Genomic DNA, 24,731 nt, shown 5'->3' with positions numbered 1-24,731 from the left:
GCACAAGGGTGCATCAGGCTTCGGATCTTGACAGTAAATATACTCATTCGACTGTTGTCAATCAGAACACAACAGGTATAAAGCCATGAATCCTGATGAACTCTTGAGCAAATATGCAGCGGGAGAAAGAGACTTTTCTCTAGCCAACCTGGGTGGAATCAATCTCAAACAAACGAACCTCAGGGGAATCGATTTCTCTCACGCCAACCTGAGCCAAGCCAACCTATCACAGGTAAATTTAATCCGCGCTACTTTGGGGACAGCGGATTTACAAGGCTCAGACCTAGAGGGTGCGAACCTGCAAAACTCAGACCTGAGTGGGGCTGATTTGATGGGTGCTAACCTGAATGCCGCTAACCTAAGTTTTGCGGATTTAACAGGTGCAGATTTAAGGGGAGCCAATTTGATGATTGCTGGATTGGTAGGCACAGATCTTAATGGAGCCAATTTGTATGAAGCGAAATTAATTGGTGCTCACCTCCAGGGCGCGACGCTGATCGGAGCCAATCTGTCTCGAACCAATCTCTGTGCCAGCTATCTATATGAAACAGACTTGAGTGAAGCCAACCTCGATCAGGTCAACTTGCAACGAGCTCTCTATAACCCAAGAACCCAGTTTCCCCCGTCGTTTGACCCAGTTGAGGCGGGAGGCTACTTAATTGCGCCTCAGGTATCGCTGTCAGGGGTAAATTTGAGAGGGGTGTTGCTTTCTGGCGTTAACCTTCATCGAGCCAATCTGAGTCGAACAGACCTAAGTGAGGCCAACTTAATTTGGGCTGACTTGAGTGAGGCGGACTTGAGTGGAGCCAACTTGAGTGGAGCCAACTTGAGTGGAGCCAACTTGAGTGGAGCCAACTTGAGTGGAGCCAACCTTGATGGTGCTAACCTGAGCGGTACAACCATGCCCAATGGTGAATTACACAACGTTCAAAGAATCGGGCGAGCCGCGACAAATTCTTCCTCTAAGTGCAGTTAGAATATCGGTTCAGAGCGATCGCCATCTCTGGGACAATATTCTTTCTAACAACCGAAAAGATAGCTGACGATCATTTCAGGTTAACGCTTTACACTAACCTGTGTTCGACCTAGGAAACTAATGGACAAAGCCTTTTAAGTGATCCGCTTCATGCTGCATAAATCAGGCATTGATGCAACTCCCTAGGAGAAGGTCTCATAAAAATAGATACTTAACTGTTATTGAAATTTTCTATTTTTTCCCATCAAGAAATCAATACCAGAGGCTCCAAAACTTTTATCTTAGAGATTAGGACTCAAACAATCGTAAATTATGGTGTATCCTTTTGACCCGGATAAAGACGAATTACCTTTTGATGAAGCAAATGACCCCTTTGGTCGTACATTGGAAGACTTTACCTTGACGGGTAAATTACGTCGCTTTCACGAATCGTTTGACAGTAGCATCCGTGCCATTTTGCAGGATTGCTTATTCCGTATTAGTGATGAAGGGGGTATCCTCACGTTCCAAATTCTTTGCCCCAACGAAGCTGTGCAAAAACGTCTCTACGTCAAGCGAGAAAAAGTTCGCAATACGCTCAATTGGCTTTGGAGAGACTTGGATTACTACGCCTTTTGCATTGAGAAAGATGGACTACAGTGTCATGTGCTGAGTATGAAGTCATACAGAGGGGGTGCTTGAGCCAATCTTGGTGACCATGGCTTGCCGTTCCACACATCAAGCGTCAGCCTAATACAAGACTTAATTGATCGGCTTTCAGCTTCTAGGTTCAGAGGGTAGGGGAAATTTCCAACAGCCCAGTGGCTGATCGGTTGCTGGGTGATAGAAATTTATACTTAAAAATTTGTCAGTGCGATCGCCTTGGTTGCTTCATATAGAGATTTTCAAATGAATAGAGGATACGTAGACCTCTCTCCTCAGAGGAGAGAGGCTTTGCATATCCCCCTTCCATACAGGTAGTTAATAGATTTGAAGATTGTAATTGCTCCTCTAAAACTTATTGTTTTTTTACAAACAACCTTACTTCGCCAGTCGAACCCCCGATCCCTCTCTCCGTCATACCTCTAGCTTCGATCCTCCCCCTAATCTGCTTCACTTCGTTACTGGGAAGTGCCATAGCCAAGCTGCTAAGGAAAATGACTGCAAACCCTTGAGGCAAGAGCCGTCTACCCTCTGAGATGACCCTGAATTAGATTTGTTCCACTTGGCTGATGAGTCGGGATTCAGGAAGATTTAAGATGTTTTTTGTTTTTTGTTTCTATTTACTTTTAAGTAATACACAAATATAATAAAAACAGTTTATTTAGGGATAAAAGCTTTTTCGATTGATAATTAAGAAAAATATTAATTTATAAGCTTATTTACAATCGTTTACTACCCTCTTCATTAAAAACAGCCCTTTCCTTTCCTGTGGAGTTAGTCAATAATTCAATCAACGCCCCAAAACAAGTAATCAACGGCTGGCTGTAGGGGCAAGCCTTAGGTGCCGACCCGACCAACGGGCAAAGACAATACTCAAGTTTTAATCCGAAAGATAGGAGAAGACGAAGCGTGAAACTCTCAGTTTATGGAAAAGGCGGCATTGGGAAATCCACGACGAGCTGTAATATCTCTGTTGCCCTAGCAAAGCGTGGTAAGAAGGTACTGCAAATTGGTTGTGATCCGAAGCACGACAGCACCTTCACCCTCACAGGCTTTTTAATTCCTACAATTATCGATACGCTTCAGGAAAAGGATTACCACTACGAAGATGTTTGGCCTGAAGATGTCATCTACAAAGGCTATGGTGGCGTTGATTGCGTAGAAGCGGGTGGTCCCCCTGCTGGTGCAGGTTGCGGTGGCTATGTGGTTGGTGAGACAGTGAAGCTGCTCAAAGAACTCAACGCTTTTGATGAGTATGATGTGATTTTGTTTGACGTTCTCGGTGACGTAGTCTGTGGCGGTTTTGCCGCACCCCTCAACTACTCCGACTACTGCATGATTGTCACAGATAACGGGTTTGACGCCTTGTTTGCCGCCAATAGAATTGCTGCCTCCGTGCGTGAAAAAGCTCGCACCCACCCTCTGCGTCTGGCGGGACTCATTGGCAATCGCACCTCGAAGCGCGACTTGATCGACAAGTATATTAGCTCAGTGCCGATGCCAGTGCTGGAGATTTTACCTCTGATTGAGGATATTCGCGTCTCCCGCGTTAAGGGCAAAACCTTATTTGAGATGGCAGAGACAGACTCCTCACTCAACTATGTCTGTGACTACTATCTGAACATTGCTGACCAAATTTTGGGTCGTCCAGAGGGTGTTGTCCCCAATGATGCTCCCGATCGCGAATTGTTCTCCTTATTGTCTGATTTCTACCTCAATCCGCAGCAGCCACCAGCAACAACTGAGGAAGAAAAACTCGATCTGATGATGGTTTAACGAAGAGTAGAAAGTTGGAAGGTTGAAAGTTGCAAGTTTTTTGAACAACCTGCTAACCTTCAACCTTTTATCTTCACCCGAATAAACCTTCAAGTTTTAAAATTACTGCCCGATTCTTAGCAACTTCCCTTAAAAACGAGGAGAGGATAATTTTTCATGACCCTTGCAGCACCTGAACCTTTAAATTTTGAGTGTGAAACCGGTAATTATCACACATTTTGCCCCATTAGCTGCGTAGCTTGGCTTTATCAGAAGATTGAAGATAGTTTTTTCTTGGTCATTGGCACTAAAACCTGTGGCTATTTCCTCCAAAATGCAATGGGGGTGATGATTTTTGCAGAACCGCGCTACGCGATGGCGGAGTTGGAAGAGGGGGATATTTCGGCACAACTGAATGATTACGAAGAACTGAAGCGGTTGTGCTTGCAAATTAAGCGCGATCGCAACCCCAGTGTAATTGTCTGGATTGGCACCTGCACCACCGAAATCATCAAGATGGATTTGGAAGGCTTGGCTCCTAAACTGGAAGCTGAGCTTGGGATTCCCATTGTTACCGCTCGTGCTAACGGTTTGGATTACGCCTTCACCCAAGGGGAAGACACCGTACTCGCCTCAATGGTACACAAATGTCCCGATAAGGCTCCTGTGGTGGAAGCGGATAAAGAGGAGCGTAATGCCATTTCCAAACTCCTCAACTTCGGACGCAAGAAAGAAGAAGTAGTTGCTGAACAATCAGAATATGTTGATCATCCACCATTGGTGTTGTTTGGCTCTTTGCCTGACCCCGTTGTCACCAACCTCACTCTAGAACTGAAGAAGCAGGGAATTAAAGTTTCCGGTTGGCTACCCGCCAAGCGTTATACTGAATTGCCGGTGATTGAAGAAGGGTATTATGTCGCAGGTGTCAACCCCTTCCTTTCCCGTACTGCCACCACCTTAATGCGTCGCCGTAAGTGCAAACTGATTGGCGCACCCTTCCCAATTGGGCCGGATGGCACCCGCGCTTGGATTGAAAAGATTTGCTCGGTGTTCGGAATTGAACCGAAAGGATTGGATGAGCGGGAAGCCCAAATCTGGGAAAACCTGGAAGACTACATCAAGTTGATTCGTGGTAAATCTGTCTTCTTCATGGGAGACAACTTGCTGGAAATCTCTCTGGCACGTTTCCTGATTCGTTGCGGTATGACGTGCCATGAAATTGGCATTCCTTATATGGATAAGCGCTATCAAGCAGCTGAGTTGGCATTACTTGAAAAGACTTGCCAAGAAATGGGTGTTCCAACTCCGAGGATTGTGGAAAAGCCGGATAACTACAATCAGATTCAACGAATTAAAGAGTTGAAAACTGATTTGGTCATTACGGGTATGGCTCATGCGAATCCGTTGGAGGCGAGGGGTATTAATACCAAGTGGTCGGTTGAATTTACCTTTGCTCAAATTCACGGCTTTACGAATGCGCGGGACATTCTAGAATTGGCAACTCGTCCGCTACGTCGAAATAACAACCTCAAGGAATTGGGTTGGGAGAAGTTGGTCAAGGAAGAAGCGAAGGTTTAACCTCTCCCCCTACCCCTCTCGACCTCTCCCTAACCCTCTCCTGCAAGGAGAGGGAATAGGAGGAAATTTTTGAGTTGAGAGGGGGGTAAGAAAAAAGTCTCTTCCCAAAGGTAATAGGCAACTTTATAGGGGCGATCGGATGTGCGATAGCGTAGCGCGTCGTAGATGATCGCTCTTTTTTTTCTTTCAACATGGTCTACTAACTGCTGTTAGTTAGAATACAAGATCTACATCTATGGAGTTCCATCATGAGTCAGACGGTCAATGAGGGAGTACGCTGGACTATTCATGACCTAGAACTTCTACCAGAAAATGAAGGAACGCAGTACGAAATCATTGATGGAGAGTTAGTTGTGACCAGAGCGCCTCATTCCAAGCATCAGCAAACCTGTGGCAAAATTTTCCGGCAACTCGATGTTTGGTCTGAAGAAAGTGGTTTGGGGGAGGCAATTCCTGCCCCTGGTGTCCTGTTTTCAGAATCAGATAATGTGATCCCTGATGTCGTTTGGGTGAGCAACGAAACCTATGCATCAACATTGGACGAAGCCGGACATTTAACGGGTGCGCCGGAGTTAGCGGTTGAAGTTTTATCTCCTGGTAAGGAAGACCAAAGACGCGATCGGGAAGCTAAACTCAAACTCTACTCTTCACGCGGGGTAAGAGAGTATTGGATTGCAGATTGGCGATCGCGCAAGCTTGAAGTTTATCGGCGGGAAAACAGTCAGCTCAAGTTGGTAGTAACTCTCTTGAGTAACGACACTGTAACCTCCCCCCTCCTACCTGGTTTTAGTTGTACTTTAGATAAGTTTTTTCCTAAGTTAAAAAGCTGAACCGTTGCTACAGGATGGGACAGATGAGGAGTATAGGCGAGAGCTCTAGATTCAGAGTGCAGGTTTCAGACAAAGTATCCAATATTGAAAAATTATTTAAGATATACGCTGATTGCGTAATTTCTAACGCACCCTACAAACTGTCACATTTGGGAAGAAGCGAGCGCAAGTGCCAAATCCTCACGAGTTGCCCCCATAGCCAAAAACGTTCGCACCATCAAATCAAGAGAAACCGATGGATCGCCCGCCTCCATCTTTGCCACCCGCGACTGACTTGAGTTGATTTTCTTCGCCAAACCCTGCTGAGAGAGCTTCTGATTTAGGCGAAGCTCCCTCAAGCGCTTACTGAGAGACAGCTTCATCTCGATAAAAGCCGCCTCCTCCGGTGAAAGTTCTAGAAAATCTGCTGCATTTCCAACACGCCAACCCGCCGCTTCTAGACGTTGACGCTTAATTGTGTTCATCGTCAGCCCTCCATGGCTTCTAATATGTCAAATTTGACATGTATACTGTAGCGCAAGGTGAATAAAACGCGATCGCTTCCTCTGAGCATCAACGCTGGATAAGGAGCGATCGCATCTCGTGTCTGTAGCCAAACGCCGCCCCCCCTTCAACAGGAGAGACGCGATTAATCGTAATCGCGTCTCTAGTAGAGATAGGTTGTGAGTCTTTCAATAGACTGGACTGCGTATCAGGAGTTCACACCTGTACTAAACACAACTCCTGGGAATCCCCAGCACCGCACAGGGGAAATCAGAGCCTAATTTCTCGACTAGAGGATGCTCAACGGAATGACAACCCAAGAAAAGGAGCGTCGCCGCTTCGGCTTCAACAACAGCTCTCAACTCGGTTGCAATGTCACCAAACCGCAGATGAGCCTTGAAGGAACCCCGCCATTCTTCCGCCATACAACGAGCCTGCCATAAAATCCGATCAGCTTGCTCAAACCAGTCCGCTTGGGAAAATGTAGCTTTAGCGCGGCGTGACTTTTTCGAGGTTACCTTAGAACTAACTTTTATCTCCTGAGGGCTTGGTTTCGTCAAGACAGATGTGATACAATTTCGTGGCTCTGATGAATTGAACGATTTTAATGGCAGTCGATAGATCGATGAGCTACTAACATCAGCAAAGTTAAAGGCATCTGGACAAGGGCTACTTTGCTTTTCATCAACAACGTAGACAACCTGAACAGTCACTTGCTGTTGAGTTGCCACACGCGTTTGATGAGCGATCCACATGGTCAAATCTAAAGCTGTTTGACTTCTGGGTGAGGCGTTATAGCCAACAACAAAGTTGATCGGTTGGCTGGCATTACCCTCTGGGGAAGCAATGGCGGCTGGTTCAGGCCGCAACACCATTTGCTCCATTAAGTCATTGCGATCCATTGCGCCTTCAAGACGTACTATTATTGGCTTGATGTTCACAGCTTGAATCTCTCTCAAAGACAACAAGTAACAGAAGAAATGTGGGTCAGCAACGGATACCAATATGTGTTATGTGTCCAAATTTGGTCAAAGCCAAAGAATGAGTGATACCCGTAAGGAGACTTCAACAACCAGTGACCAAAAGCCAAGATTTTAGCTTTACTGACAGCGCTGACAAACTGATCTGACAGGCTGGGACTCGAAGATGTCTCTCTCACGTTAGAACTTACGCCGAAAATTGGTTTTTCCATTCAAAATCAAGGGATTACAGGCTTTGACTGCTCCCCTGAATTAGATTAGGCTGCCCACTTCATAACTTAAAGTAACAATTTGTAATTTATTCGTCCTGGTTGGAATGCGATCCGGGAAATTCCGAGTGTAGTTACGAAAATCAACAGAATATTGTGATTCTCGTAGTTCCTGGCGATCGCACGGATGCGGAAAAGGTACCTCTAATACTTCCCCAATTTTAGCACTGGGGTTAGTGGTCATCATCTTACTGCGTCTAATAGGTAGAAAGCTTCATTGAGAATTCATCGATTATTCATCGATTATTCATCTCTCATCAGAGGTAATCCTCATCTGATGGCTAACCCTCCTGTAAGAGGGTAGACCTAATCAGTTGTTTTGTCCATAGACTCCAACGCATCAAACCGGAAAATCGCGCTTAAATCTTCTTAACTCTGAACGCCACCGTAACGCTCAAAGCTAGTCTCAGGGTTCATTGCAAAGTTCACAATCCTTAACTAACGCTGTAATTTTTTGTTATTTATAGTGTTCGCCGAGATAAGAAAAAGAAACCTGTAGAATTTTCCAAATTGTAGCGACGGAGACATTGGTTATGAGCTAGAAAAGCCCAAACTTTAGGTTTTGAAAAATCAAAATGGAGTAGGGCGCAGGGTGAACAGTGTAATCTCTGATACTTTTTGTCAAATCTTTACCAAACTCTTGCGACCACTACAACCCAAGACAATTAAATTTACATACCTTTTGAACCGATTCACCCATCCAAAAACTAGGTGAATTCACCAGGAACACCTGTTACAAATTCAAACCTCTAGGAACACCCAGTACTGAACAAGGGAAATTAAAATTCAATTGTTGGACAATGGGGTGATTGACGGAATTACAGCCTAAGAACAGTAGAGTCGCCGCTTCTGAGTCAACAACTTCTCTCAATTCAGTAGCCACGTCACCCAACCGGAGATGAGCTTTAAATGAACCCCGCCACTCTTCTGCCAAACATCGTGCTTGCCATAAAATATGGTCGGCTTGCTCAAACCAATCGGATTGATTAGCTGTTGCCTTGGGGCAGCATTTTCTTGCCAATTTTCGCTGGTTTTCTAAGGCTAATTCTTGCTGTTTGGGTTTAGTTAAGACGGATGTGGCAGACATTGTTGCAGTCGATGTTTTTGGCAGTCCTGATGGAAACGGATGAATAGATGAGCGCTTAACATCAGCTAAGTTAAACAAATCTGGACACTTACGGCTTTGAATCTCATCGACGACGTAAACAACTTGAACTGTAACATGATTTTGTGTCGCCAAACGCGTTTGATGGGCAATCCACATCGTTAAATCCAGGGCCGTTTGACTGCTGAGTGAGGCGTTATAACCAACGACTAAGTTGACTGATTGTGTAGAGTTAGTCCACTTGGAATCGGCTGAAGCTGGTTCAGGCAGCAACACCAATTGTTCCATCAAATCATTACGATTCAGTGTACTTTCAAGTCGCGCTATCATTGACTTGATATTCATTGCTTTAACCTCTCTCAAAAAAATAAGTAACGGCTAGAGAGGTGGGTCAAAAACAGATATCACGATTAAAAGCTGAAGGATGAAGAATGAACTAGGATTTTTTTATCCTTCAGTTTCATAACTCATCCTATTTAGTGATATCTATCAGGAGGCTCCAAAGACAACTGCTATGAAAGCCAAGTCTTGGTGTTCCTCCCATTGCCGACGAAGTTAGCTGACGGGCTAAGACGGGAAGGTGTCTCTCTCGCATTGGAGATTAGCCCCAAAAATTGGTTCCTCCGCTCTCACCCAGACTGACTGTAATTGCCAGCCGGGATTAGATTAAGCTACCCACTCAATAAATGAAGTAACGATTTTCTCGCTACTTTGATCGGGCGAATTAGCTATCTAAGAAGTTCAGAATATGATTGCGGAGATCGTAATATTCTTGTGATTCCCGCATGGCATGGCGATCGCGCGGACGGGAGAACGGAATGTTCAACGTTCCCCCAATCGTGGCTGCCGGTCCGTTTGTCATCATAACAACGCGATCGGACATAAAAATCGCTTCGTCCACATCATGGGTAATCATCATTACTGCTTGGCGGTGGCTTTCCCAGATGTCGAGTACTTGCTGCTGCAATCTCGGCTTAGTCAAGGCATCCAGTGCCCCAAACGGCTCGTCTAGCAGTAACATTTTTGGGCGAGTCGCCAAGGCACGGGCAACTCCCACGCGCTGTTTCATCCCTCCAGAAAGCTCATCGGGGTACTTGTCTGCGGCTTCCGTTAACTTCACCATTGCCAGGTGTTCGTTAACAATGTCGTTCTTTTCAACACGAGTGGCCTTTTTGAGGACTTCATCTACGGCTAGCCGCACGTTTTCTCGCACCGTCAGCCAAGGAAGCAGAGAATAATTCTGAAATACCATCATGCGATCGGCACCGGGTTTGCGAATTTCCTTGCCGTCGAGTCGCACTGAGCCAGACGTTGGTTTTTCCAAACCCGCCACAATTTTAATCAAGGTTGTTTTGCCACATCCCGAGTGACCAATTACCGAGATAAATTCTTCCTCTCCAACGGTGAGGTTGACTCCATCGAGAACGACAAACCGACTGCCATCCGGTTTTGGGTAAGACTTGAAAACATCTTCAATCTCTAGAAATCCCGTGCCAGCATTGGATTCCCGATTGGCATTCGCTGTAAATGAAGTGGATTGAGACATGGTAGACTCCCGAATTCTGTAGACTGGTCTAGTAGAAGACGAATCGCTTTTATGACAAGAAGAAGGATTGGGGGCGATCGGCTCGAATTTCAAAGCCTTTGAGATAACCCACCGGATCGCTAGGGTCAAAGGCTTTGTTGTCAATAAATGCTTCCGCAGGCTCCACTTTGTAATCCTCCTTAGGACAGGCAATTCCCATTTCGGCGGCAATCTCCCGATATAGATCAGTCTTCCAGCCCTGACGAGCAATTTCTAAAGCATTTTTGGGAATTTCGGGAATCTGTTGCCAACGTGCTGCCTGAGTCATTAACCAGAGGCTTTCGGACTGCCAGAGAAATGTCGAATGATCTCCCGGCACTTTGGCAAGATGGGGGGGGAGGTCAAAGAAGATTGTGGTTTCTGGGGCGTTGGTAATACGGTCTTGACCGTCAAATCCTCCGTAGTTATAGTCCCCGACAATGCCCGGTTTTGTAAATTTGGGGGCAGCTCCTGTAAAAGAGCGTTGCGAGATAATTTGGGCAACTTCTTCTCGGTTTTCGGGTTTGCCGCAATACTGGCACGCTTCGATCATGGCTTTGACCAGAGAGCGATACGTTTTGGGATTTTCCTTGATGAAGGATTCCATCACTCCCAAGAGCCTATCTGGGTGTCCCTGCCAAATTTCTCTACCCTGAGCAAAGGTAAAACCAACTCCCTCGTTGCCAGAAATCGCCCTCGTGTTCCAAGGTTCGGCAACCATGTAGGCTTGCATCGCTCCAATCCGCACGTTGCTCACCATTTGAGGCGGTGGCGTGATAATGATGCGAAATTCATCTAGGGGATTTACGCCCGACGCTGCGGCTAAGTAACGGATGAAGTATTCGTAGATCGCCGAACTCAGCACGACTGCCAACACTCGCTCGTCTAGGGGTAGCTTGTCAAAATAGGAGCGAAAATCTTTACCAAAAGCTTCCAAGTTTCCCTGGTATTCTTGCCAGGGACGCACTCCCGCTTCCCACATCTTCCGATTCATGGTGATGGCGTTGCCGTGGCGGTGAATCGTCATCGCAGCACATAAGGGGACGTGACGTGCACCTTCTGCTCCAGTCCTGGCATTGGTTACCGCTCCAGACACGACAGGAGCAGCATCGAGGCGTCCAAAGATAATGCCATCGCGAGCATTTCCCCAACTCGCCTCTCGTGAGAGGTTGACGTTTAGCCCGTACTTGCGGAAAAATCCTTTTTCCCACGCTACGGCAAACGGAGCGCAATCATTTACCGGAACGAAACCAATAGTTAAATTAGGTTTTTCTAAGGTTTTGGGGTCAACGACTGGCTCTACAGCTAGGGCAGTTTTTGTCATGCCTTTGGGAGAGCGATCGCCACTAATTCCACAAGACGAAAATGCTATCCCTGCCGCCGTTGCGCCCATTCCGATCAGGAACGTGCGCCGATTCTTCTTGTTATACATCATGGTCAGCTACTCCTCCTATCCTTGTTTGGCAGCTGGACGGTGAGTAACCCAAGCTTGCAGTCTGGCAAGGGCACTATCAAGCACTAAACCGGTTAAACCAATCACGACGACGGCTAGGAATACCGAACTTAAGTTTAAGCGGTTCCACTCATCCCAAACGAAAAAGCCGATACCAATTCCGCCGGTAAGCATTTCTACGGCAACGATTACCAGCCAAGCAATTCCCAAACTGATCCGCAAGCCTGTGAAAATGTAGGGCAAACTGGCGGGCAAGATAATCTTGAGAATTTGCCTCGACCGTGGCATTTCCAGAACTTGAGCGACTTCTAGGTAATCTTTGGAAACGCTGGAAACGCCCAGAGCGGTGTTCGTAATGGTTGACCACAAGGAGGTAATAAAGATGACAAAAACCGCCGAGGGTTCCGCCGAGTTGAAGATGGCTAAGGCAATGGGCAACCAAACCAGCGGCGATACCGGTCGAAAGATTTGAATCAGTGGATTCAGAGCGAGCAGGGCAGCTCTGGACATCCCAATCAGAAATCCCAAGGGAATTGCCACGACAGCTCCTAGCCCAAATCCCAAGCCGACTCGGCGCAGACTTGCCAACAGTAACCAACCAATCCCCAAGTCGCCAGGACCGCGTCGATAAAACGGGTTCAAGATGTAGTCCCAATTTTTGGCGAGTGCTTCGGGTGGGGTGGGCATTAGTTCGTGTCGGAAGAGGGCAATAACCCACCACAAAATGATTACCCCTGCAAAACCTGCAAGCGGTAGCAAGACCACATCTCGCACAATCAGGGGCTTTGCCCGTTTCCAGGTAGCTTGAGTTGCGACTGCGAACATCGCAGCCAAATTAAGTTGACATACCATTGGCAATGCCTCCTGTCAATATCAGGTACAAACAACCTGAGCAGTACCAGCCAGGATACTGACGAGATCGAGACATTACCAAGAATGCTGACTCTTCAGTCTCCCCTCAATGCCTACGAAGTTAGCTGACGGGCTAGGACTGAGAGATGTCCTTCTCTGCTCTGTTGCTTACACAATGAAACAGAGTTGAGAGATACGCCCCAAATGTTGGTTCCTCCGCTCCAGCTTTACCTGTTGTTTGGGTTACTACCCTGGTGAGCCGCTGGATTAGGCTGACTTACTCTAGTTAAAGAGAAAGAATAGCATAAATTTTCAAGATCGTTTCTCTTTCTGAAGAAATAGCTAGACAAATCACCGGTGTCGGTTGTTCCGGTTCTTTTTCCGGCCAGTGAGGCGGGCAAGGCTTTGGTACATACCCATGAGTCCACCTAGTGCAGTAGCGGCTGGGTTTCTCTTTTCACGCCGATTCCTCTGTGGTGATGGCAGTGTCTGTTGCGCGGATCTATTTGGGTTCCTCTCCTGATCTGCCATGGATTCAACGTGGCTGCTGTGAGGGATTCCTTGTTGTACTCTATCTTCTTCGGTCAGTCGTACCGCATTTTCAGTGGGTACGATGTGGGAGCCATATTTATTAGCGTAAACTTGGGTCAATTCAGCACCGAAAAACAGGATTTGAGCCGAATAATTCACCCACAGAAGCAGCACGACAAAGGAACCGGCTGCACCATAGGTTGACCCGACACTGCTATTACCGAGATACAGCCCAATCAGAGTCTTACCAATCGTAAACAGTAAGGCGGTAATAATCGCTCCAAACCATACATCACCCCAGGCAATTTTAGCATCGGGCAGGACTCTATAAATTAAGGCGAACAACAGGGTAATAACGCCGAAGGAGATGAGAAAGTTGAGGATTTCCCAGAGAAAACTCAAACCGGGCATCATGCCGCCCAAGATGTTGTTCAGTCCCGCCAAAACGGCACTCAAGACGAGAGATACCAACAGCAAAAAACCAATACCTAACACCATCGAGAAGGACAAAAAGCGGTCTTTAATAAAGCCCATTACGCCTCGTCCTGGCTTGGGTGCTACTTCCCAGATAGTATTAAGGGAATCTTGGAGCTGAGCAAAAACACCAGAGGCACCAAACAGGAGAAAGCCAACGCTAATAATGGTAGCGATTGTGCCCTCCGCTGGTTTGCTGGAATTTTTAATCATCTCTTCGATGGCTTCTGCACCCTGTTGACCAATCAAGCCCCGAAGTTGATCTTCAATTCCCCCCCTAGCCGCTTCTTCCCCAAACACCAGGGCGGCGATCGCAATTGCAATAATAAGCAGAGGTGCGATCGAGAAGGCGGTGTAATAAGCTAACGCCGCTGCCAACCTCGATGCCTTATCTTCCTGCCATTCCTTAAAGGTTTCTTTGAGTAGTTCTACAATAACTTTGGGTTTCATGGACTCAAAACTTCGCTGGAAAGTGTGTATGCATATTTCTTTCAGTTTTGAGCGTTGAGCTTTAGGTTTCAAGACCCTTAAGTTAGAACTGTATTTCTATGAGAGCGATTCTCATCCTTCACCCTGTCCCAGTCCCCCATCCCTTCGCTGGCTTGAGTTTTTCCTTCAACATTTTTGCCGCTAGAGCATAACCGCCATCTGCGCCGTCGATAAAGGCCGTGTGGCGACCCTGTGCCTTATAGACCAAACACGTCATTAATGCCCGATCTGAAACATGAAACCCATATACTAATTTCCCAGCCTTATATTGAGTTTCCAAATAGCGAATTAATTTTTCTCGTTGCCCCGAATTTCCCGAAATTACCATGCGAAGAATGTCATCAAATTTTTGATAATCACTATCGGATATAAGAGTTTTTTTATTAGTTTGCCAATCTATTAAGCCCAATTTAATGCTAACCTTGATAGCTATGATTCCCAGTAATTTTTGCCACAAACTTAATTGTTTATACCACCAGTTTTGGGATTGATGAACAACCTGTGTTTCTTTATATAAGATTTGACGGTTCAAGGAGAGCCGGATACGTTCAAAATCGACAGGATGAAAATTATTAGCTCCGCCATAAATTTTATATATTTTTTTGATAGCCTCTTTATAAATAGATGTCTCCTCCTGGCCTTGATGAGCGGTTGCCATGACAATCAAGCTCAAAATTTCTCCATGTTGACTCGGAATATCTTGCCACGGACAAACTAATCCTGAAAAATCAGCTTGAGGAATAATTCCTGATGAACTTAAACTATACAGCTCGCTTGTTTCAGGATTTTTGACTAACTCAGTGGCGTAGGTTAATCCACCACCCGTAAAAACGGCTTGAGTATACTTGGCTGATACTCTAACTTTGGCAACTCTTACATCATAATTAGCGTCTCGAACCGTGGCAACCGGAACAATACCAACCCGCAATCCTAAATTAAATTCCCGCTTAGCCATGTCTTGAGTTGCCAATAATGCCTGCTTGGTATCCAAAAATAGCGAAGGTGGAATTAATAGGGAAGCACCATCCCCACCAAAAACAAAAGGAATCTCCAGGTGTTTGGCTCGATTTAAGATAGCAATTATCGAGGAAACACCTAAAATATTGACATCTTTATATCGACCTGCTTCTATGGCTTGGGTCGAACCCATGATATCCGTAATCACAATGTACCAGTCAGGATGAACAGGGAGGAAATTTTGAGAATTCGTAATCTCAACAAAATGTTCTAAGGTGGGTAATTCCGAATAAAAGGTATCGGTGAACATGTTGGGTCTATTTTGGAGTTAGTAGAATTTTTGACTCACGGAACAGCACCCTAACTGATACAATAAGCTTGATTTAAATAAGTCTCATTGTAAGCTTCAACTTGAGTACAATGAGTTCCGCATCACTGACAACGTTTTGGCATGACAATTTCTTGTAGAGATTGAGATGCCTTGAAACATGGACTCGCCAAGATTGAACTAATGCCTGCGCCTACTATCTCCTCTACTGTCTCTACCTTCCCCCTAACGGCTGTTGTTGGACAAGAAGCCATTAAACTCGCGCTGCTATTGGCGGCGGTTGATCCTGGGCTGGGAGGAGTGGCGATCGCAGGGCGTCGGGGAACCGCTAAATCTGTGATGGCACGCGCCCTCCATGCCTTACTCCCCCCCATTGAAGTCGTCAAAGATTCCATCTGTAACTGCAATCCCAGTTACCCCAATGAGTGGGATGACTATCTCTTGGCTCAGTATCTGTCTGGTAAAGATGGGACAACCCCTATTTCTACTATCGCTGAACTGCCCACCGAAATCATCCCTGCCCCCTTCGTGCAAATTCCGCTTGGGGTAACCGAAGATCGGCTGTTGGGTTCGGTGGATGTGGAGCAGTCGGTGAAGCAGGGAGAAACGGTGTTTCAGCCGGGATTGCTGGCGCAGGCGCATCGAGGCGTCCTGTATGTGGATGAGATTAACCTGCTCGATGACCAAATTGCCAATCAGTTGCTGAGTGTCCTAACCGAAGGGCGCAACATTATTGAGCGGGAGGGGATTAGTTTTCAACATCCCTGCAAACCGCTGTTGATTGCGACTTATAACCCCGAAGAAGGGCCACTGCGGGAACATTTATTAGATAGAATTGCGATTACACTTTCGGCTGATGGGGTGTTGTCATTAGATCAACGAGTCGAGGCAGTGGATCAGGCGATCGCATACGCCAAATCTGCCCAAGCCTTTCTTGAACAGTACAACGCAGACACGGATGACCTGAAAACCCAAATCATCCTAGCGCGAGAGTGGCTCAAAGAGGTCAACGTCACCCACGACCAAATTGCCTATCTGGTTAACGAAGCGATTCGAGGGGTTGTCCAAGGGCATCGGGCGGAACTGTTTGCGCTAAGAGTAGCCAAAGCCTGTGCCGCTTTGGATGGGCGGCAGAATGTGATTGCAGACGATTTGCGCCGTGCCGTGGAATTGGTGATTGTGCCTCGCGCCACCCAAATCCAGACGCCACCCGAAGAACAACAACCCCCCCCTCCTCCCCCACCCCCTCAAGATGATTCTCAACAAGAACAGGAGGAACAGGAGGAGAAAGAAGAAGAGGAAGACCAAGAACAGGAGCAAGAACCACCTAGCATCCCGGAAGAGTTTGTTTTTGACCCAGAAGGCGTGCTGCTCGACCCTAGCGTGCTGTATTTTGCTCAAATGGCACAGCGTCAGGGTAAATCGGGGAGTCGTAGCATCATCTTCTCGGATGATCGGGGGCGTTATGTCAAGCCCATGTTGCCCAAAGGAAAGGTGCGACGAATTGCAGTGGATGCCACACTGAGAGCAGCAGCACCCTACCAGGTGAGTCGGCGCAAGCGTCAACCGGGACGTAAGGTGATTGTGGAATCAGGGGATATTCGCTCCAAGCGGTTAGCGAGAAAAGCAGGAGCACTGGTGGTTTTTGTCGTGGATGCTTCGGGTTCGATGGCGCTAAACCGAATGCAGTCAGCGAAGGGTGCGGTGATGCAGCTATTGACGGAGGCGTATCAAAACCGCGATCAGGTATCGCTGATTCCTTTCCGGGGGGAACAGGCAGAAGTCTTGTTACCCCCAACCCGTTCCATCGCCTTGGCACGAGGACGTTTAGAACGCTTGCCTTGTGGTGGCGGTTCACCTCTGGCACATGGATTGACTCAGGCGGTAAGAGTGGGGATGAATGCCAAGATGTCAGGGGATATCGGGCAAGTGGTAATTGTAGCCATTACTGATGGACGGGGGAATATTCCCTTGGCGCGTTCCTTGGGTGAACCAATGGCAGAAGGGGAAAAGCCGGATATTAAGGCAGAATTGTTGGATATTGCGGCGCGAATTCGGGCGCTAGGGATTCAACTGTTGGTGATTGATACGGAAAATAAGTTTGTTTCGACGGGTTTTGCCAAGGAATTGGCGAAAAACGCGGGAGGGAAGTACTACCACTTACCGAAGGCGACGGATCGAGCAATTGCCGCAATGGCAAAAGGTGCGATCGCAGATATGAAGTCTCGGTAAAAATGTCTTCACCCATTATTTTAAGTGGCTTCTAAAGGGTGCGATTTATTAAAAAAAAGGCATCGATAACAATATCCTCCTCATAAAGAGGAGGATACAAGCTTAAAACAAATCCTGGATTTAAATGGACAACAAAACTCCGGAGATAGAACAATAAAGTGATGAGCATTCTGCACTTTGTAGCTTAGCACCCTGGTTTGCAAACGCAGCAATGTTCGCTATTGTTTAGCGTTAAAGCTTGCGTTTAAGCTTGAGCAATAATCAACAGATCACTTAACTAGCCCTACGTTGATCTATGTTCTGATTGGATAATGAGAGCGCTTGTAAAGCCCGCTCACTGGGTATTAAAGTCCACTTTTGCTGCATCAATTTTTGGTAAGTTGCCCATCCTTTAGTTCCTTTCGGGATTTCGTAGTCTGGAACCGAAAACTGGGGATAGGCGGTGTAGGGTTGCCAAGGTTGACCAGGATTCGTTCTCAAGTGCAGGATTTTGTCTCCATCAGTACCCAACAAAGGTAGCCAGCACATTTCTCCGAGCATTTCAATCTCCTTACAATTGCATATATTCAGTTATAGAAATCCCTTTAGGCTTCCTTGAATTCAACGCTCAAGAATTACAGGAATTGCTTACTCTTGTTATAGCAAACCAGACACTTCAATAACTCTCTCTTGGGATTTACTATTACCTCTAATTCATGCACCTACAGATATAATCCACCAGAAAATAGCTAATTTTTGTATATAAAAATACCTCTTTATGAAATCTTATTTAAGAGTTTTAAAAATTTCATTACATTAACCAGACCCTAGAATTCTTAAATCAAAGGACATCATTGAGATTCGGGTAATCTTGAAATCGTGAGACGATAACCCTCTGTGATGAAGTCAATTACTAACAGGATGTTTAAAAAGTTCCAAGTGCCTCTACCCTAACCTAGTAGAGGCACAGCACTATACATCTTTTCAGTTTTGTACGAAATGTTGTTGATGCTGTGAGCCTATTTTTCCAACACACTCTCAGATGAATGCCAGAGACACAAAGCTGAGAAATGTAAACAATCCTAACTCGTGCATGAGAAATGGAAGGGAAACTTTCGCCGTACACTACTAAGGTGTTGTGGGAATTTCCAACAGACGAAACGCGGGTTGATCTGGAAAAGCTTTCTTCAAAAGCGGCATAGACACGTTGTACACTGGAATATTACTCCTCGTTCGCCCCTCTAGATGACCGTGGTGAGCATGACCATGAAAAGCCGCCGTCACTCCATAGCGAGTTAAGGGTTCCTCCAAACGACTAGAACCCAGGAAGGGAAAAATTTCTGGTGGTTCTCCCTCCACAGTTGCCTGGATGGGGGAATAGTGAAGTACAGCGATACGCTGGGGTGTTTCTAACTTGGCTAAAGCGGCTTCGAGCTTCAAGGCTTCATTCACGGCTTCATGCACGAAATTCTTGATGATGTCCTCACCCCAAGCACCTAAAGCCTTGGAGCCAAAGCCTCCAGCAAATCCCTTAACACCGGCAAAGCCGATACCCTGAACTTCACAGGTATCGCCATTAAGGATTGTTACACCTGAATCACACAGGATTTGCTCGATTGCCTCTGGGTTTCCAGATTCATAATCATGGTTGCCAAACACGGCAATGGTGGGAATTTTGACGGCGGCTAATTCTTTGACTAGCACATGGGCTTCTTCAGGCAGTCCATAGTCTGTTAAATCGCCACATAGCAGGAGTACATCGGCACTCTCTGTGATTTTTGAGAACAGGGGTTGTAAATTACCCTGAGAGGTCTTAGTGCAATGGATATCTCCAACTGCCGCCAAACGCACTACCTCTGGTGTGTCTGCCATCCGTTTCTCCCTCTAAAGTCCTTTTATCTTTATATGGTGTAGGGGGATGGATGGCTTTCATGCCTCATTGGGAGTATTTTTCAGGGCTGAGTTTTATTGGGTTTCGGTCTCTAGATTGAGGCTAGGCTCTGGCTTCTGGGTCACTATTAACCATTATGAAACCAAGCTTTCGGTTGCCCAACGGTTTTCAGGATGTAAGGGTACCCAAAAGCCAGAAAAGCCTCTGGGACAAACAAATTATATGATGCAATCTTACAAAATCAGCCAAGATGATCTCGATCCTCAAACCCGTGCCTTTTACTGTCGCTCATTTGATGTTTTAAGCCAAGCTCAAATCCCGTTTCTTGTTGGTGGTGGGTATGCGTTCAAGCGTTACACGAAAATTGCACGTCAAACGAAGGATTTAGACTTGTTTGTTCATCCCAGGGATTGTTCACGCATCTTAGAGGTATTTTCTCAACAGGGTTATCATACTGAATTCCCCGCGTCTCACTGGTTGGCAAAAGTTTTCTGTGGTGAGGACTTTGTCGATATTATTTTCAACTGTGCTAATGGCAATGGTGAGGTTGATGATATTTGGTTTGAATATGCCATTGAGGAAGAAGTTCTAGGTCAGTCGGTTCGGCTATGTCCCCCAGAGGAAATGATCTGGTCAAAAGCGTTCATTATGGCACGCGATCGCTTTGATGGTGCCGATATCGCACACCTGATCCGCGCCTGTAGTGAAAACTTGGATTGGTCGCGTTTACTTCAGCGCTTCGGTTCCCAGTGGCGAGTGTTGTTCAGCCATCTGATTTTGTTTGGCTTCATCTATCCTGGAGAGCGATCGCGGATTCCGAATTGGGTGATGAATGAACTGTCCCAGCGCTTACAGCAGGAGGTAAGCACTCCCACGAAGGAAGAAAAACTGTGTCAAGGCACGCTACTATCACCGTTGCAGTATGAGATTGATGTGGAGCAATGGGGATATGAGGATGCGCGACTTTTTCCCAAAGGGAGTATGACAACCGCCGAACTCTGTGAGTGGACAGCGCACTTAAAGACGGATAAGGCAAAAGACTAAGTCTTGTCTCAGACCCGGTTCCGAATCAAAAGTTGTACTCGCCATGCCTAAGGTTCAGATCGTTGGTTGTCAAAACTGTAACGTCAGTCCTGTGTAGTTCACGTCCTAGCCAAAGCGAAGGGTTGCCAGCGTCAAAAGTAGGAAATGACGACAATTTATTAACGGCGACACTAATTTGCGAATGTACAATGGAGGTTAGCGGACTCGAACCGCTGACATCCTGCTTGCAAAGCAGGCGCTCTACCAACTGAGCTAAACCCCCATAACGAGGAGTGAACTGTTTAGTCACTTTTGTTATTATAGCCTCTACAGTTCAAATAAAAAAGGGGTCAACCCAAAAATTTCTAAATCCCTCGAAAAGTTGGCGTTTGTCAGGTTAAGTTGGAAACCAGAGTAAAACCTTGCTACACATCGAGTTGAGTGGGGAAATGACCCAAGTTGTTGCAACATTCTATAAATTCGTCAAGTTCCCGGATTTCGCACAGAAGCAAGCCCCCCTGTTGGCCTATTGCCAAGCGCAGGGTATTCGAGGCACAATTTTGCTTGCCGCAGAGGGCATTAATGGCACGATCGCAGGTTCCCGTCAGGCGATTGACTCCGTATTATCCTTTTTGCGCTCCGATCCACGTCTAATTGACCTAGAACATAAAGAATCCCAAGCCGACTCTCCCCCGTTTGATCGCCTAAAAGTGCGGTTGAAGAAAGAAATCGTCACTCTAGGATTGCCCGAAATCGATCCGAGCGATCGCGTTGGCACCTACGTTAGTCCTCAGGAGTGGAATGCACTAATTTCCGATCCCGAAGTCACCCTCATCGACACCCGCAACAATTATGAGGTGAGTATTGGCACCTTTAAAGGAGCGCAAAATCCCCAAACGACCTCCTTCCGCCAATTTCCCGACTATGTTCGCACCCACCTTGACCCCAGCAAGCATAAAAAGGTGGCGATGTTCTGCACAGGTGGTATTCGCTGTGAAAAAGCGACATCATTAATGATGGCTCAAGGATTCCAAGAGGTTTATCACCTCCAAGGCGGCATTCTCAAATATTTAGAAGAAGTTCCACCCGAAGAAAGCCTGTGGCAAGGAGAATGTTTTGTCTTCGATCAACGAGTCGCTGTAGAGCATGGGTTAGAGGCAGGAACTCATGAGATGTGCCGCAGTTGTGGGCATCCGATCGCTGAAGCTGATAAAACCTCACCCCATTATCAGGAAGGCATTTCCTGTCCCTACTGCTTTGATCACCTCACGGAGGAGAAACGGGCACGACAAGAGGCGAGGCAACAACAGATGCAGTCTCGGAAGGTGGACAATAAAAGCGTTTCAATCCCTGATAGGGATTAAGTGGAATTTAAACTTAGCCGAATAACTTGGTTGCCCTAGGCAATGTTTCAATCCCTGATAGGGATTAAGTGGAATTTAAACCTTGGAGCCTGACAACCCTTGTCCAATGGGTGCAGCAGTTTCAATCCCTGATAGGGATTAAGTGGAATTTAAACTTAAAGCCCGACGAAGTAATCGACATTGTCCTTGCGTTTCAATCCCTGATAGGGATTAAGTGGAATTTAAACCACCTACAGAAGTGATGGAGGTGTCGGAAAAGTATGTTTCAATCCCTGATAGGGATTAAGTGGAATTTAAACCCATGTCTCGGGGTCTACTGCCGCTCACCGGCTTTTTTCGTTTCAATCCCTGATAGGGATTAAGTGGAATTTAAACTTTTGCAATTCCTTTGTGTTTTGCTTGTTTTTTGTTTCAATCCCTGATAGGGATTAAGTGGAATTTAAACTTGTAGTATGTCGCCGATATCTGGTCCGAGCAGCCGTTTCAATCCCTGATAGGGATTAAGTGGAATTTAAACCCCCGGCTGGTTCTCCCCCCAACTGATTTAAAGTGTTTAGTTTCAATCCCTGATAGGGATTAAGTGGAATTTAAACATGAGGTGGCACGAGCCACCGGCATCAACTGGCAGTTTCAATCCCTGATAGGGATTAAGTGGAATTTAAACGATAACCTTTTTTACCAAGTCTTCAATGGTTTGAAGTTTCAATCCCTGATAGGGATTAAGTGGAATTTAAACCCATGTATTTTGTCCAGTCGGTTTCTACTGAAGCGTTTCAATCCCTGATAGGGATTAAGTGGAATTTAAACAATCTCAAAGGTATTTCCACCCTTGAACACCTGCACGTTTCAATCCCTGATAGGGATTAAGTGGAATTTAAACCGCAGGCATCCAGAACCCTTACTGTATTTAGTTTTCAAGGTACGTTGGTGACAGTCTCCCCTAATCATATCATTCCAGAGCCAAAGACGGACAAGAGGAAAATAAAAAATCGGCTGAAATCTAACCACAGCAAGCTTTTCAGAAGCGGTGACACCCTCCTGAAAAGAGCAAAAGCTGCAAACCCTTGTGGAGTAAGGAATGCAGCCCCGAAAACAGATCAACCTCCGAAAACACCTACCGACTGTCACCATCAAGCCAAAAAAATCGAATTATCTCGCAATTGCTCACCAGCGATTTATACCAATTCACTAAATGCTTGCTACAGATAGTTTTCTTGTTCCCCCCTTGATAAGGGGGGCTAGGGGGGTCGATGTGTAACGGATTAAAAGTGAAATGGTATTACTCCACCTTACCCTGGCAGCAAGCACAATGGGAGTAAAAGCGGATACTATCCTGCTTAGGTTTGATAATCTTAACCCAGGCGCGATCGCAACTTGGCATAGCACCACGGCTTATAAATTAGCCCCATTCCCAACGACACTCACTTCTACTGCTTTCGTTGAATTTTTCTTCCCTTCATAAAATTGGCAGGCAACCTGTCCTAGGGAGTACAGCAAAGCAGCGTTGCTCGACGCACCAACCCCAGCACCAATGATAGGTAGGAGTTCCACAAAACTCAGTCCACCTTTGAGTACTCCTGAGCCTCCCACCGATAACCCAAAAATCGCGAGAACTTCGCCCCGTCGTGCTGGATCTTTCAGCGAAAATCCGTAGGCGGCGGCAATACGATAGACCATCTCAGCTTGGAGTGCTGTAACCGCCGCAAGCTCAACCCCAAACAGAGCGAGTGCTAAAGGAGGGACAAAGTTAGTGAGTAATCCAATACCTCCACCCTTCATCGCCGTATCAACAATGATCCGGTGAGCAATCTGAGCGGGTGATTCTAGAGGATAGTCCTGCCGCAGCTTGTCTACCTCAGCCTGAGCCTTGTCCACATCAACCTGACCGAGTGCAGCCATGAGTACGTTGATGCCTGGAACTTTAGAAGCATATTTAACCAGGGGATTTTCGGCAATGGGAGTAACAATTTTTCCTACGGTTTCCGTTCCCTGTTCTACAAATTGCTGAGCCGCAGGTACCACTGTCTTACCTACAGCAGCCGTTGTATTGGCAACGTTATCAGCCGCAACCTGTGCTACCGCCGTAGCCCATTGATGTGCAGAAACAGCAATTTGATTGGCTGTCGCCATTGCTTCACGCATGGAGTCTGTGCCTGAACGTTCTTTACTTTGTACTGCCATCGGTCTTTCTTGACTTCTACAGGGGTGATTCACTTAACCTTTACTGTAAAAGAGCAAAAATTTTATATCCTCTATCCACTGACAGTGATTGACTCAGATGAAAGTTAGAGGCTCATCTCCTTTGTGGTTTCGTTCAAGGTGCATTTGTACCCTCTATATAAGATGTAGGGAATAGATGTAAAAACTTATGATTGAGTAAAAGCTTTCTATGAATCTAATATTGCTCGTGCTCGTGAATGCAAAAATGGGCGGTGTCCGGATTGGTAAGCTATTGGTAGCCTGTCATTGCCTAAAAATCAAAAACCACCTCATACATTGAAGTGTGAGGTGGTATTGACGGAATTCCAAGTGGAGCCTACGGGAATTGAACCCGTGTCCGCCCTGGGTATTAACCTACCGCTCATTCACAGGCTTAGCCCATCTGACCCTCTGGGCGGGAACCATCCATTATCCCGGATGACAGGATGCTTTGGTGAAGTCTTTGCCAATAAACCGACCAAAGGCAATTTATTAGCGCATCCGTTGGGGTTTGTCCATAGTCCTTAACGGAGTCAAACTATAGACGAGCGTACCTTTGTGAGAGGGTTTTAAGCAGCGACAGCTGCACGCTCAAACTTAACGATGTTATTCGCAGTTACTTTTTTGTTTGAGCCGATATTAACGAGAGGAGACTCACTCTCGACCTGTATCACGGGGCAGCTTTCGCCAACACGTCGAAACCTTTAAGGCCCCATGTCTTATATTTTTCATTATAGTCACTGATTGTAGTCAGCGTCACTAAAGTTTAGCTGCCAG

Annotated in this window: 20 protein-coding genes, 1 tRNA gene, 1 other RNA gene, 2 pseudogenes, 1 CRISPR repeat array and 2 riboswitches; of the genes and pseudogenes, 8 read left to right on the top strand and 16 right to left on the bottom strand. The window is 46.3% G+C overall.

The genetic code is table 11. The features are described 5' to 3' along the window. The first annotated feature begins 85 nt into the window (after positions 1-85). From MIC7113_RS12355 to MIC7113_RS12335, 5 genes are all read left to right on the top strand, one after another. Positions 86-976: a pentapeptide repeat-containing protein gene (locus MIC7113_RS12355; protein ID WP_015182499.1), complete on the top strand. Its 891-nt coding sequence runs from the start codon at positions 86-88 to the stop codon at positions 974-976. Between the two features lie 312 nt (positions 977-1,288). Continuing rightward, entirely contained in the window at positions 1,289-1,657 is a 369-nt protein-coding gene (locus MIC7113_RS12350) for a hypothetical protein (protein ID WP_015182498.1), read from the top strand. A gap of 870 nt (positions 1,658-2,527) precedes the next feature. Then, positions 2,528-3,394, top strand: a complete 867-nt coding sequence (gene bchL, locus MIC7113_RS12345; protein WP_015182497.1) for a ferredoxin:protochlorophyllide reductase (ATP-dependent) iron-sulfur ATP-binding protein — start codon at positions 2,528-2,530, stop codon at positions 3,392-3,394. A gap of 156 nt (positions 3,395-3,550) precedes the next feature. Beyond that, positions 3,551-4,951, top strand: a complete 1,401-nt coding sequence (locus MIC7113_RS12340; RefSeq protein ID WP_015182496.1) for a ferredoxin:protochlorophyllide reductase (ATP-dependent) subunit N — start codon at positions 3,551-3,553, stop codon at positions 4,949-4,951. A 248-nt stretch (positions 4,952-5,199) separates the two neighbouring features. After that, complete coding sequence (locus MIC7113_RS12335) at positions 5,200-5,781, top strand: Uma2 family endonuclease (protein WP_015182495.1); 582 nt, start codon at positions 5,200-5,202, stop codon at positions 5,779-5,781. Between the two features lie 143 nt (positions 5,782-5,924). Here MIC7113_RS12335 and MIC7113_RS12330 read toward each other — a convergent pair whose 3' ends face one another. The 10 genes from MIC7113_RS12330 to MIC7113_RS12290 all read right to left on the bottom strand — a co-directional run bounded on the left by MIC7113_RS12330 (position 5,925) and on the right by MIC7113_RS12290 (position 15,248). Next, entirely contained in the window at positions 5,925-6,245 is a 321-nt protein-coding gene (locus MIC7113_RS12330; RefSeq protein ID WP_015182494.1) for a helix-turn-helix transcriptional regulator, read from the bottom strand. An 88-nt stretch (positions 6,246-6,333) separates the two neighbouring features. Then, positions 6,334-6,456 carry a hypothetical protein gene (locus tag MIC7113_RS38625; RefSeq protein WP_256374806.1) on the bottom strand — a complete coding sequence of 41 codons (123 nt, stop codon included), beginning with the start codon at positions 6,454-6,456 and terminating at the stop codon, positions 6,334-6,336. Positions 6,457-6,491: 35 nt separating this feature from the next. Beyond that, complete coding sequence (locus MIC7113_RS12325; RefSeq protein WP_063822980.1) at positions 6,492-7,205, bottom strand: hypothetical protein; 714 nt, start codon at positions 7,203-7,205, stop codon at positions 6,492-6,494. A 291-nt stretch (positions 7,206-7,496) separates the two neighbouring features. Beyond that, positions 7,497-7,700: a hypothetical protein gene (locus MIC7113_RS37580; RefSeq protein WP_216596380.1), complete on the bottom strand. Its 204-nt coding sequence runs from the start codon at positions 7,698-7,700 to the stop codon at positions 7,497-7,499. Positions 7,701-8,246: 546 nt separating this feature from the next. Beyond that, a complete protein-coding gene (locus MIC7113_RS12315; RefSeq protein WP_015182492.1) occupies positions 8,247-8,963 on the bottom strand; it encodes a hypothetical protein in 717 nt (238 codons plus the stop codon). Between the two features lie 187 nt (positions 8,964-9,150). Beyond that, positions 9,151-9,269, bottom strand: a riboswitch (cyclic di-AMP (ydaO/yuaA leader). 73 nt (positions 9,270-9,342) lie between these two features. After that, positions 9,343-10,164, bottom strand: coding sequence for an ABC transporter ATP-binding protein (locus tag MIC7113_RS12310; RefSeq protein WP_015182491.1), 822 nt, complete (start codon positions 10,162-10,164; stop codon positions 9,343-9,345). A 49-nt stretch (positions 10,165-10,213) separates the two neighbouring features. Then, positions 10,214-11,617 (bottom strand): CmpA/NrtA family ABC transporter substrate-binding protein, encoded by a 1,404-nt coding sequence (locus MIC7113_RS12305; protein ID WP_015182490.1) that lies wholly within the window; start codon positions 11,615-11,617, stop codon positions 10,214-10,216. Between the two features lie 15 nt (positions 11,618-11,632). Further along, positions 11,633-12,487, bottom strand: coding sequence for a nitrate ABC transporter permease (gene ntrB, locus MIC7113_RS12300; protein WP_015182489.1), 855 nt, complete (start codon positions 12,485-12,487; stop codon positions 11,633-11,635). Positions 12,488-12,582: 95 nt separating this feature from the next. Next, positions 12,583-12,742, bottom strand: a riboswitch (cyclic di-AMP (ydaO/yuaA leader). 96 nt (positions 12,743-12,838) lie between these two features. After that, positions 12,839-13,942: a YihY/virulence factor BrkB family protein gene (locus MIC7113_RS12295; RefSeq protein ID WP_015182488.1), complete on the bottom strand. Its 1,104-nt coding sequence runs from the start codon at positions 13,940-13,942 to the stop codon at positions 12,839-12,841. A 118-nt stretch (positions 13,943-14,060) separates the two neighbouring features. Next, positions 14,061-15,248: a DUF3095 domain-containing protein gene (locus MIC7113_RS12290; protein WP_015182487.1), complete on the bottom strand. Its 1,188-nt coding sequence runs from the start codon at positions 15,246-15,248 to the stop codon at positions 14,061-14,063. A 201-nt stretch (positions 15,249-15,449) separates the two neighbouring features. Here MIC7113_RS12290 and bchD point away from each other — a divergent pair, with 201 nt between their 5' ends. Further along, positions 15,450-17,498 carry a magnesium chelatase ATPase subunit D gene (bchD, locus tag MIC7113_RS12285; protein WP_041780025.1) on the top strand — a complete coding sequence of 683 codons (2,049 nt, stop codon included), beginning with the start codon at positions 15,450-15,452 and terminating at the stop codon, positions 17,496-17,498. Between the two features lie 273 nt (positions 17,499-17,771). Here bchD and MIC7113_RS12280 read toward each other — a convergent pair whose 3' ends face one another. Both MIC7113_RS12280 and MIC7113_RS12275 read right to left on the bottom strand, forming a co-directional pair. Continuing rightward, positions 17,772-18,038: a hypothetical protein gene (locus MIC7113_RS12280; RefSeq protein WP_015182485.1), complete on the bottom strand. Its 267-nt coding sequence runs from the start codon at positions 18,036-18,038 to the stop codon at positions 17,772-17,774. Between the two features lie 567 nt (positions 18,039-18,605). Next, a complete protein-coding gene (locus tag MIC7113_RS12275; RefSeq protein WP_015182484.1) occupies positions 18,606-19,349 on the bottom strand; it encodes a metallophosphoesterase family protein in 744 nt (247 codons plus the stop codon). A 241-nt stretch (positions 19,350-19,590) separates the two neighbouring features. On the opposite strand from MIC7113_RS12275, the gene MIC7113_RS12270 reads away from it, so the two are divergent. Beyond that, positions 19,591-20,412, top strand: coding sequence for a nucleotidyltransferase family protein (locus MIC7113_RS12270; protein WP_041780741.1), 822 nt, complete (start codon positions 19,591-19,593; stop codon positions 20,410-20,412). A gap of 189 nt (positions 20,413-20,601) precedes the next feature. Here the strand turns inward: MIC7113_RS12270 and MIC7113_RS12265 are convergent. Beyond that, positions 20,602-20,674, bottom strand: a tRNA-Ala gene (locus tag MIC7113_RS12265). Positions 20,675-20,840: 166 nt separating this feature from the next. Between MIC7113_RS12265 and trhO the strand changes: the two are divergent. Further along, positions 20,841-21,707 (top strand): annotated as a pseudogene (gene trhO / locus MIC7113_RS33295) (oxygen-dependent tRNA uridine(34) hydroxylase TrhO); the annotation flags it as partial. Between the two features lie 24 nt (positions 21,708-21,731). Beyond that, a CRISPR array of direct repeats spans positions 21,732-22,635; the repeat unit is 37 nt; unit sequence GTTTCAATCCCTGATAGGGATTAAGTGGAATTTAAAC. A gap of 399 nt (positions 22,636-23,034) precedes the next feature. On the opposite strand, the pseudogene MIC7113_RS38965 reads toward trhO, so the two are convergent. The 3 genes and pseudogenes from MIC7113_RS38965 to ssrA form a co-directional block, all read right to left on the bottom strand. Further along, positions 23,035-23,137, bottom strand: a pseudogene (locus MIC7113_RS38965) (CRISPR-associated endonuclease Cas2); the annotation flags it as partial. Between the two features lie 10 nt (positions 23,138-23,147). Beyond that, positions 23,148-23,936 (bottom strand): hypothetical protein, encoded by a 789-nt coding sequence (locus MIC7113_RS12260; RefSeq protein ID WP_015182482.1) that lies wholly within the window; start codon positions 23,934-23,936, stop codon positions 23,148-23,150. A gap of 346 nt (positions 23,937-24,282) precedes the next feature. Beyond that, positions 24,283-24,668, bottom strand: a transfer-messenger RNA (tmRNA) gene (gene ssrA / locus MIC7113_RS34195). Between the last annotated feature and the right edge of the window lie 63 nt (positions 24,669-24,731).

The organism is Allocoleopsis franciscana PCC 7113, assembly GCF_000317515.1.
GTDB lineage: Bacteria > Cyanobacteriota > Cyanobacteriia > Cyanobacteriales > Coleofasciculaceae > Allocoleopsis > Allocoleopsis franciscana.
Note: the sequence above shows the minus strand (reverse complement) of the source record. Positions and strands in the feature narration are given on the sequence as shown.

Excerpts from the sequence above, each read along its gene's own strand:
- MIC7113_RS12355 (WP_015182499.1), top strand. The coding sequence starts at position 86 with ATGAATCCTGATGAACTCTTGAGCAAATATGCAGCGGGAGAAAGAGAC.
- MIC7113_RS12350 (WP_015182498.1), top strand. The coding sequence starts at position 1,289 with ATGGTGTATCCTTTTGACCCGGATAAAGACGAATTACCTTTTGATGAA.
- MIC7113_RS12340 (WP_015182496.1), top strand. The coding sequence starts at position 3,551 with ATGACCCTTGCAGCACCTGAACCTTTAAATTTTGAGTGTGAAACCGGT.
- MIC7113_RS12335 (WP_015182495.1), top strand. The coding sequence starts at position 5,200 with ATGAGTCAGACGGTCAATGAGGGAGTACGCTGGACTATTCATGACCTA.
- MIC7113_RS12330 (WP_015182494.1), bottom strand. The coding sequence starts at position 6,245 with ATGAACACAATTAAGCGTCAACGTCTAGAAGCGGCGGGTTGGCGTGTT.
- MIC7113_RS37580 (WP_216596380.1), bottom strand. The coding sequence starts at position 7,700 with ATGATGACCACTAACCCCAGTGCTAAAATTGGGGAAGTATTAGAGGTA.
- MIC7113_RS12315 (WP_015182492.1), bottom strand. The coding sequence starts at position 8,963 with ATGAATATCAAGTCAATGATAGCGCGACTTGAAAGTACACTGAATCGT.
- MIC7113_RS12310 (WP_015182491.1), bottom strand. The coding sequence starts at position 10,164 with ATGTCTCAATCCACTTCATTTACAGCGAATGCCAATCGGGAATCCAAT.
- MIC7113_RS12305 (WP_015182490.1), bottom strand. The coding sequence starts at position 11,617 with ATGATGTATAACAAGAAGAATCGGCGCACGTTCCTGATCGGAATGGGC.
- ntrB (WP_015182489.1), bottom strand. The coding sequence starts at position 12,487 with ATGGTATGTCAACTTAATTTGGCTGCGATGTTCGCAGTCGCAACTCAA.
- MIC7113_RS12295 (WP_015182488.1), bottom strand. The coding sequence starts at position 13,942 with ATGAAACCCAAAGTTATTGTAGAACTACTCAAAGAAACCTTTAAGGAA.
- MIC7113_RS12290 (WP_015182487.1), bottom strand. The coding sequence starts at position 15,248 with ATGTTCACCGATACCTTTTATTCGGAATTACCCACCTTAGAACATTTT.
- bchD (WP_041780025.1), top strand. The coding sequence starts at position 15,450 with ATGCCTGCGCCTACTATCTCCTCTACTGTCTCTACCTTCCCCCTAACG.
- MIC7113_RS12280 (WP_015182485.1), bottom strand. The coding sequence starts at position 18,038 with ATGCTCGGAGAAATGTGCTGGCTACCTTTGTTGGGTACTGATGGAGAC.
- MIC7113_RS12275 (WP_015182484.1), bottom strand. The coding sequence starts at position 19,349 with ATGGCAGACACACCAGAGGTAGTGCGTTTGGCGGCAGTTGGAGATATC.
- MIC7113_RS12270 (WP_041780741.1), top strand. The coding sequence starts at position 19,591 with ATGATGCAATCTTACAAAATCAGCCAAGATGATCTCGATCCTCAAACC.
- MIC7113_RS12260 (WP_015182482.1), bottom strand. The coding sequence starts at position 23,936 with ATGGCAGTACAAAGTAAAGAACGTTCAGGCACAGACTCCATGCGTGAA.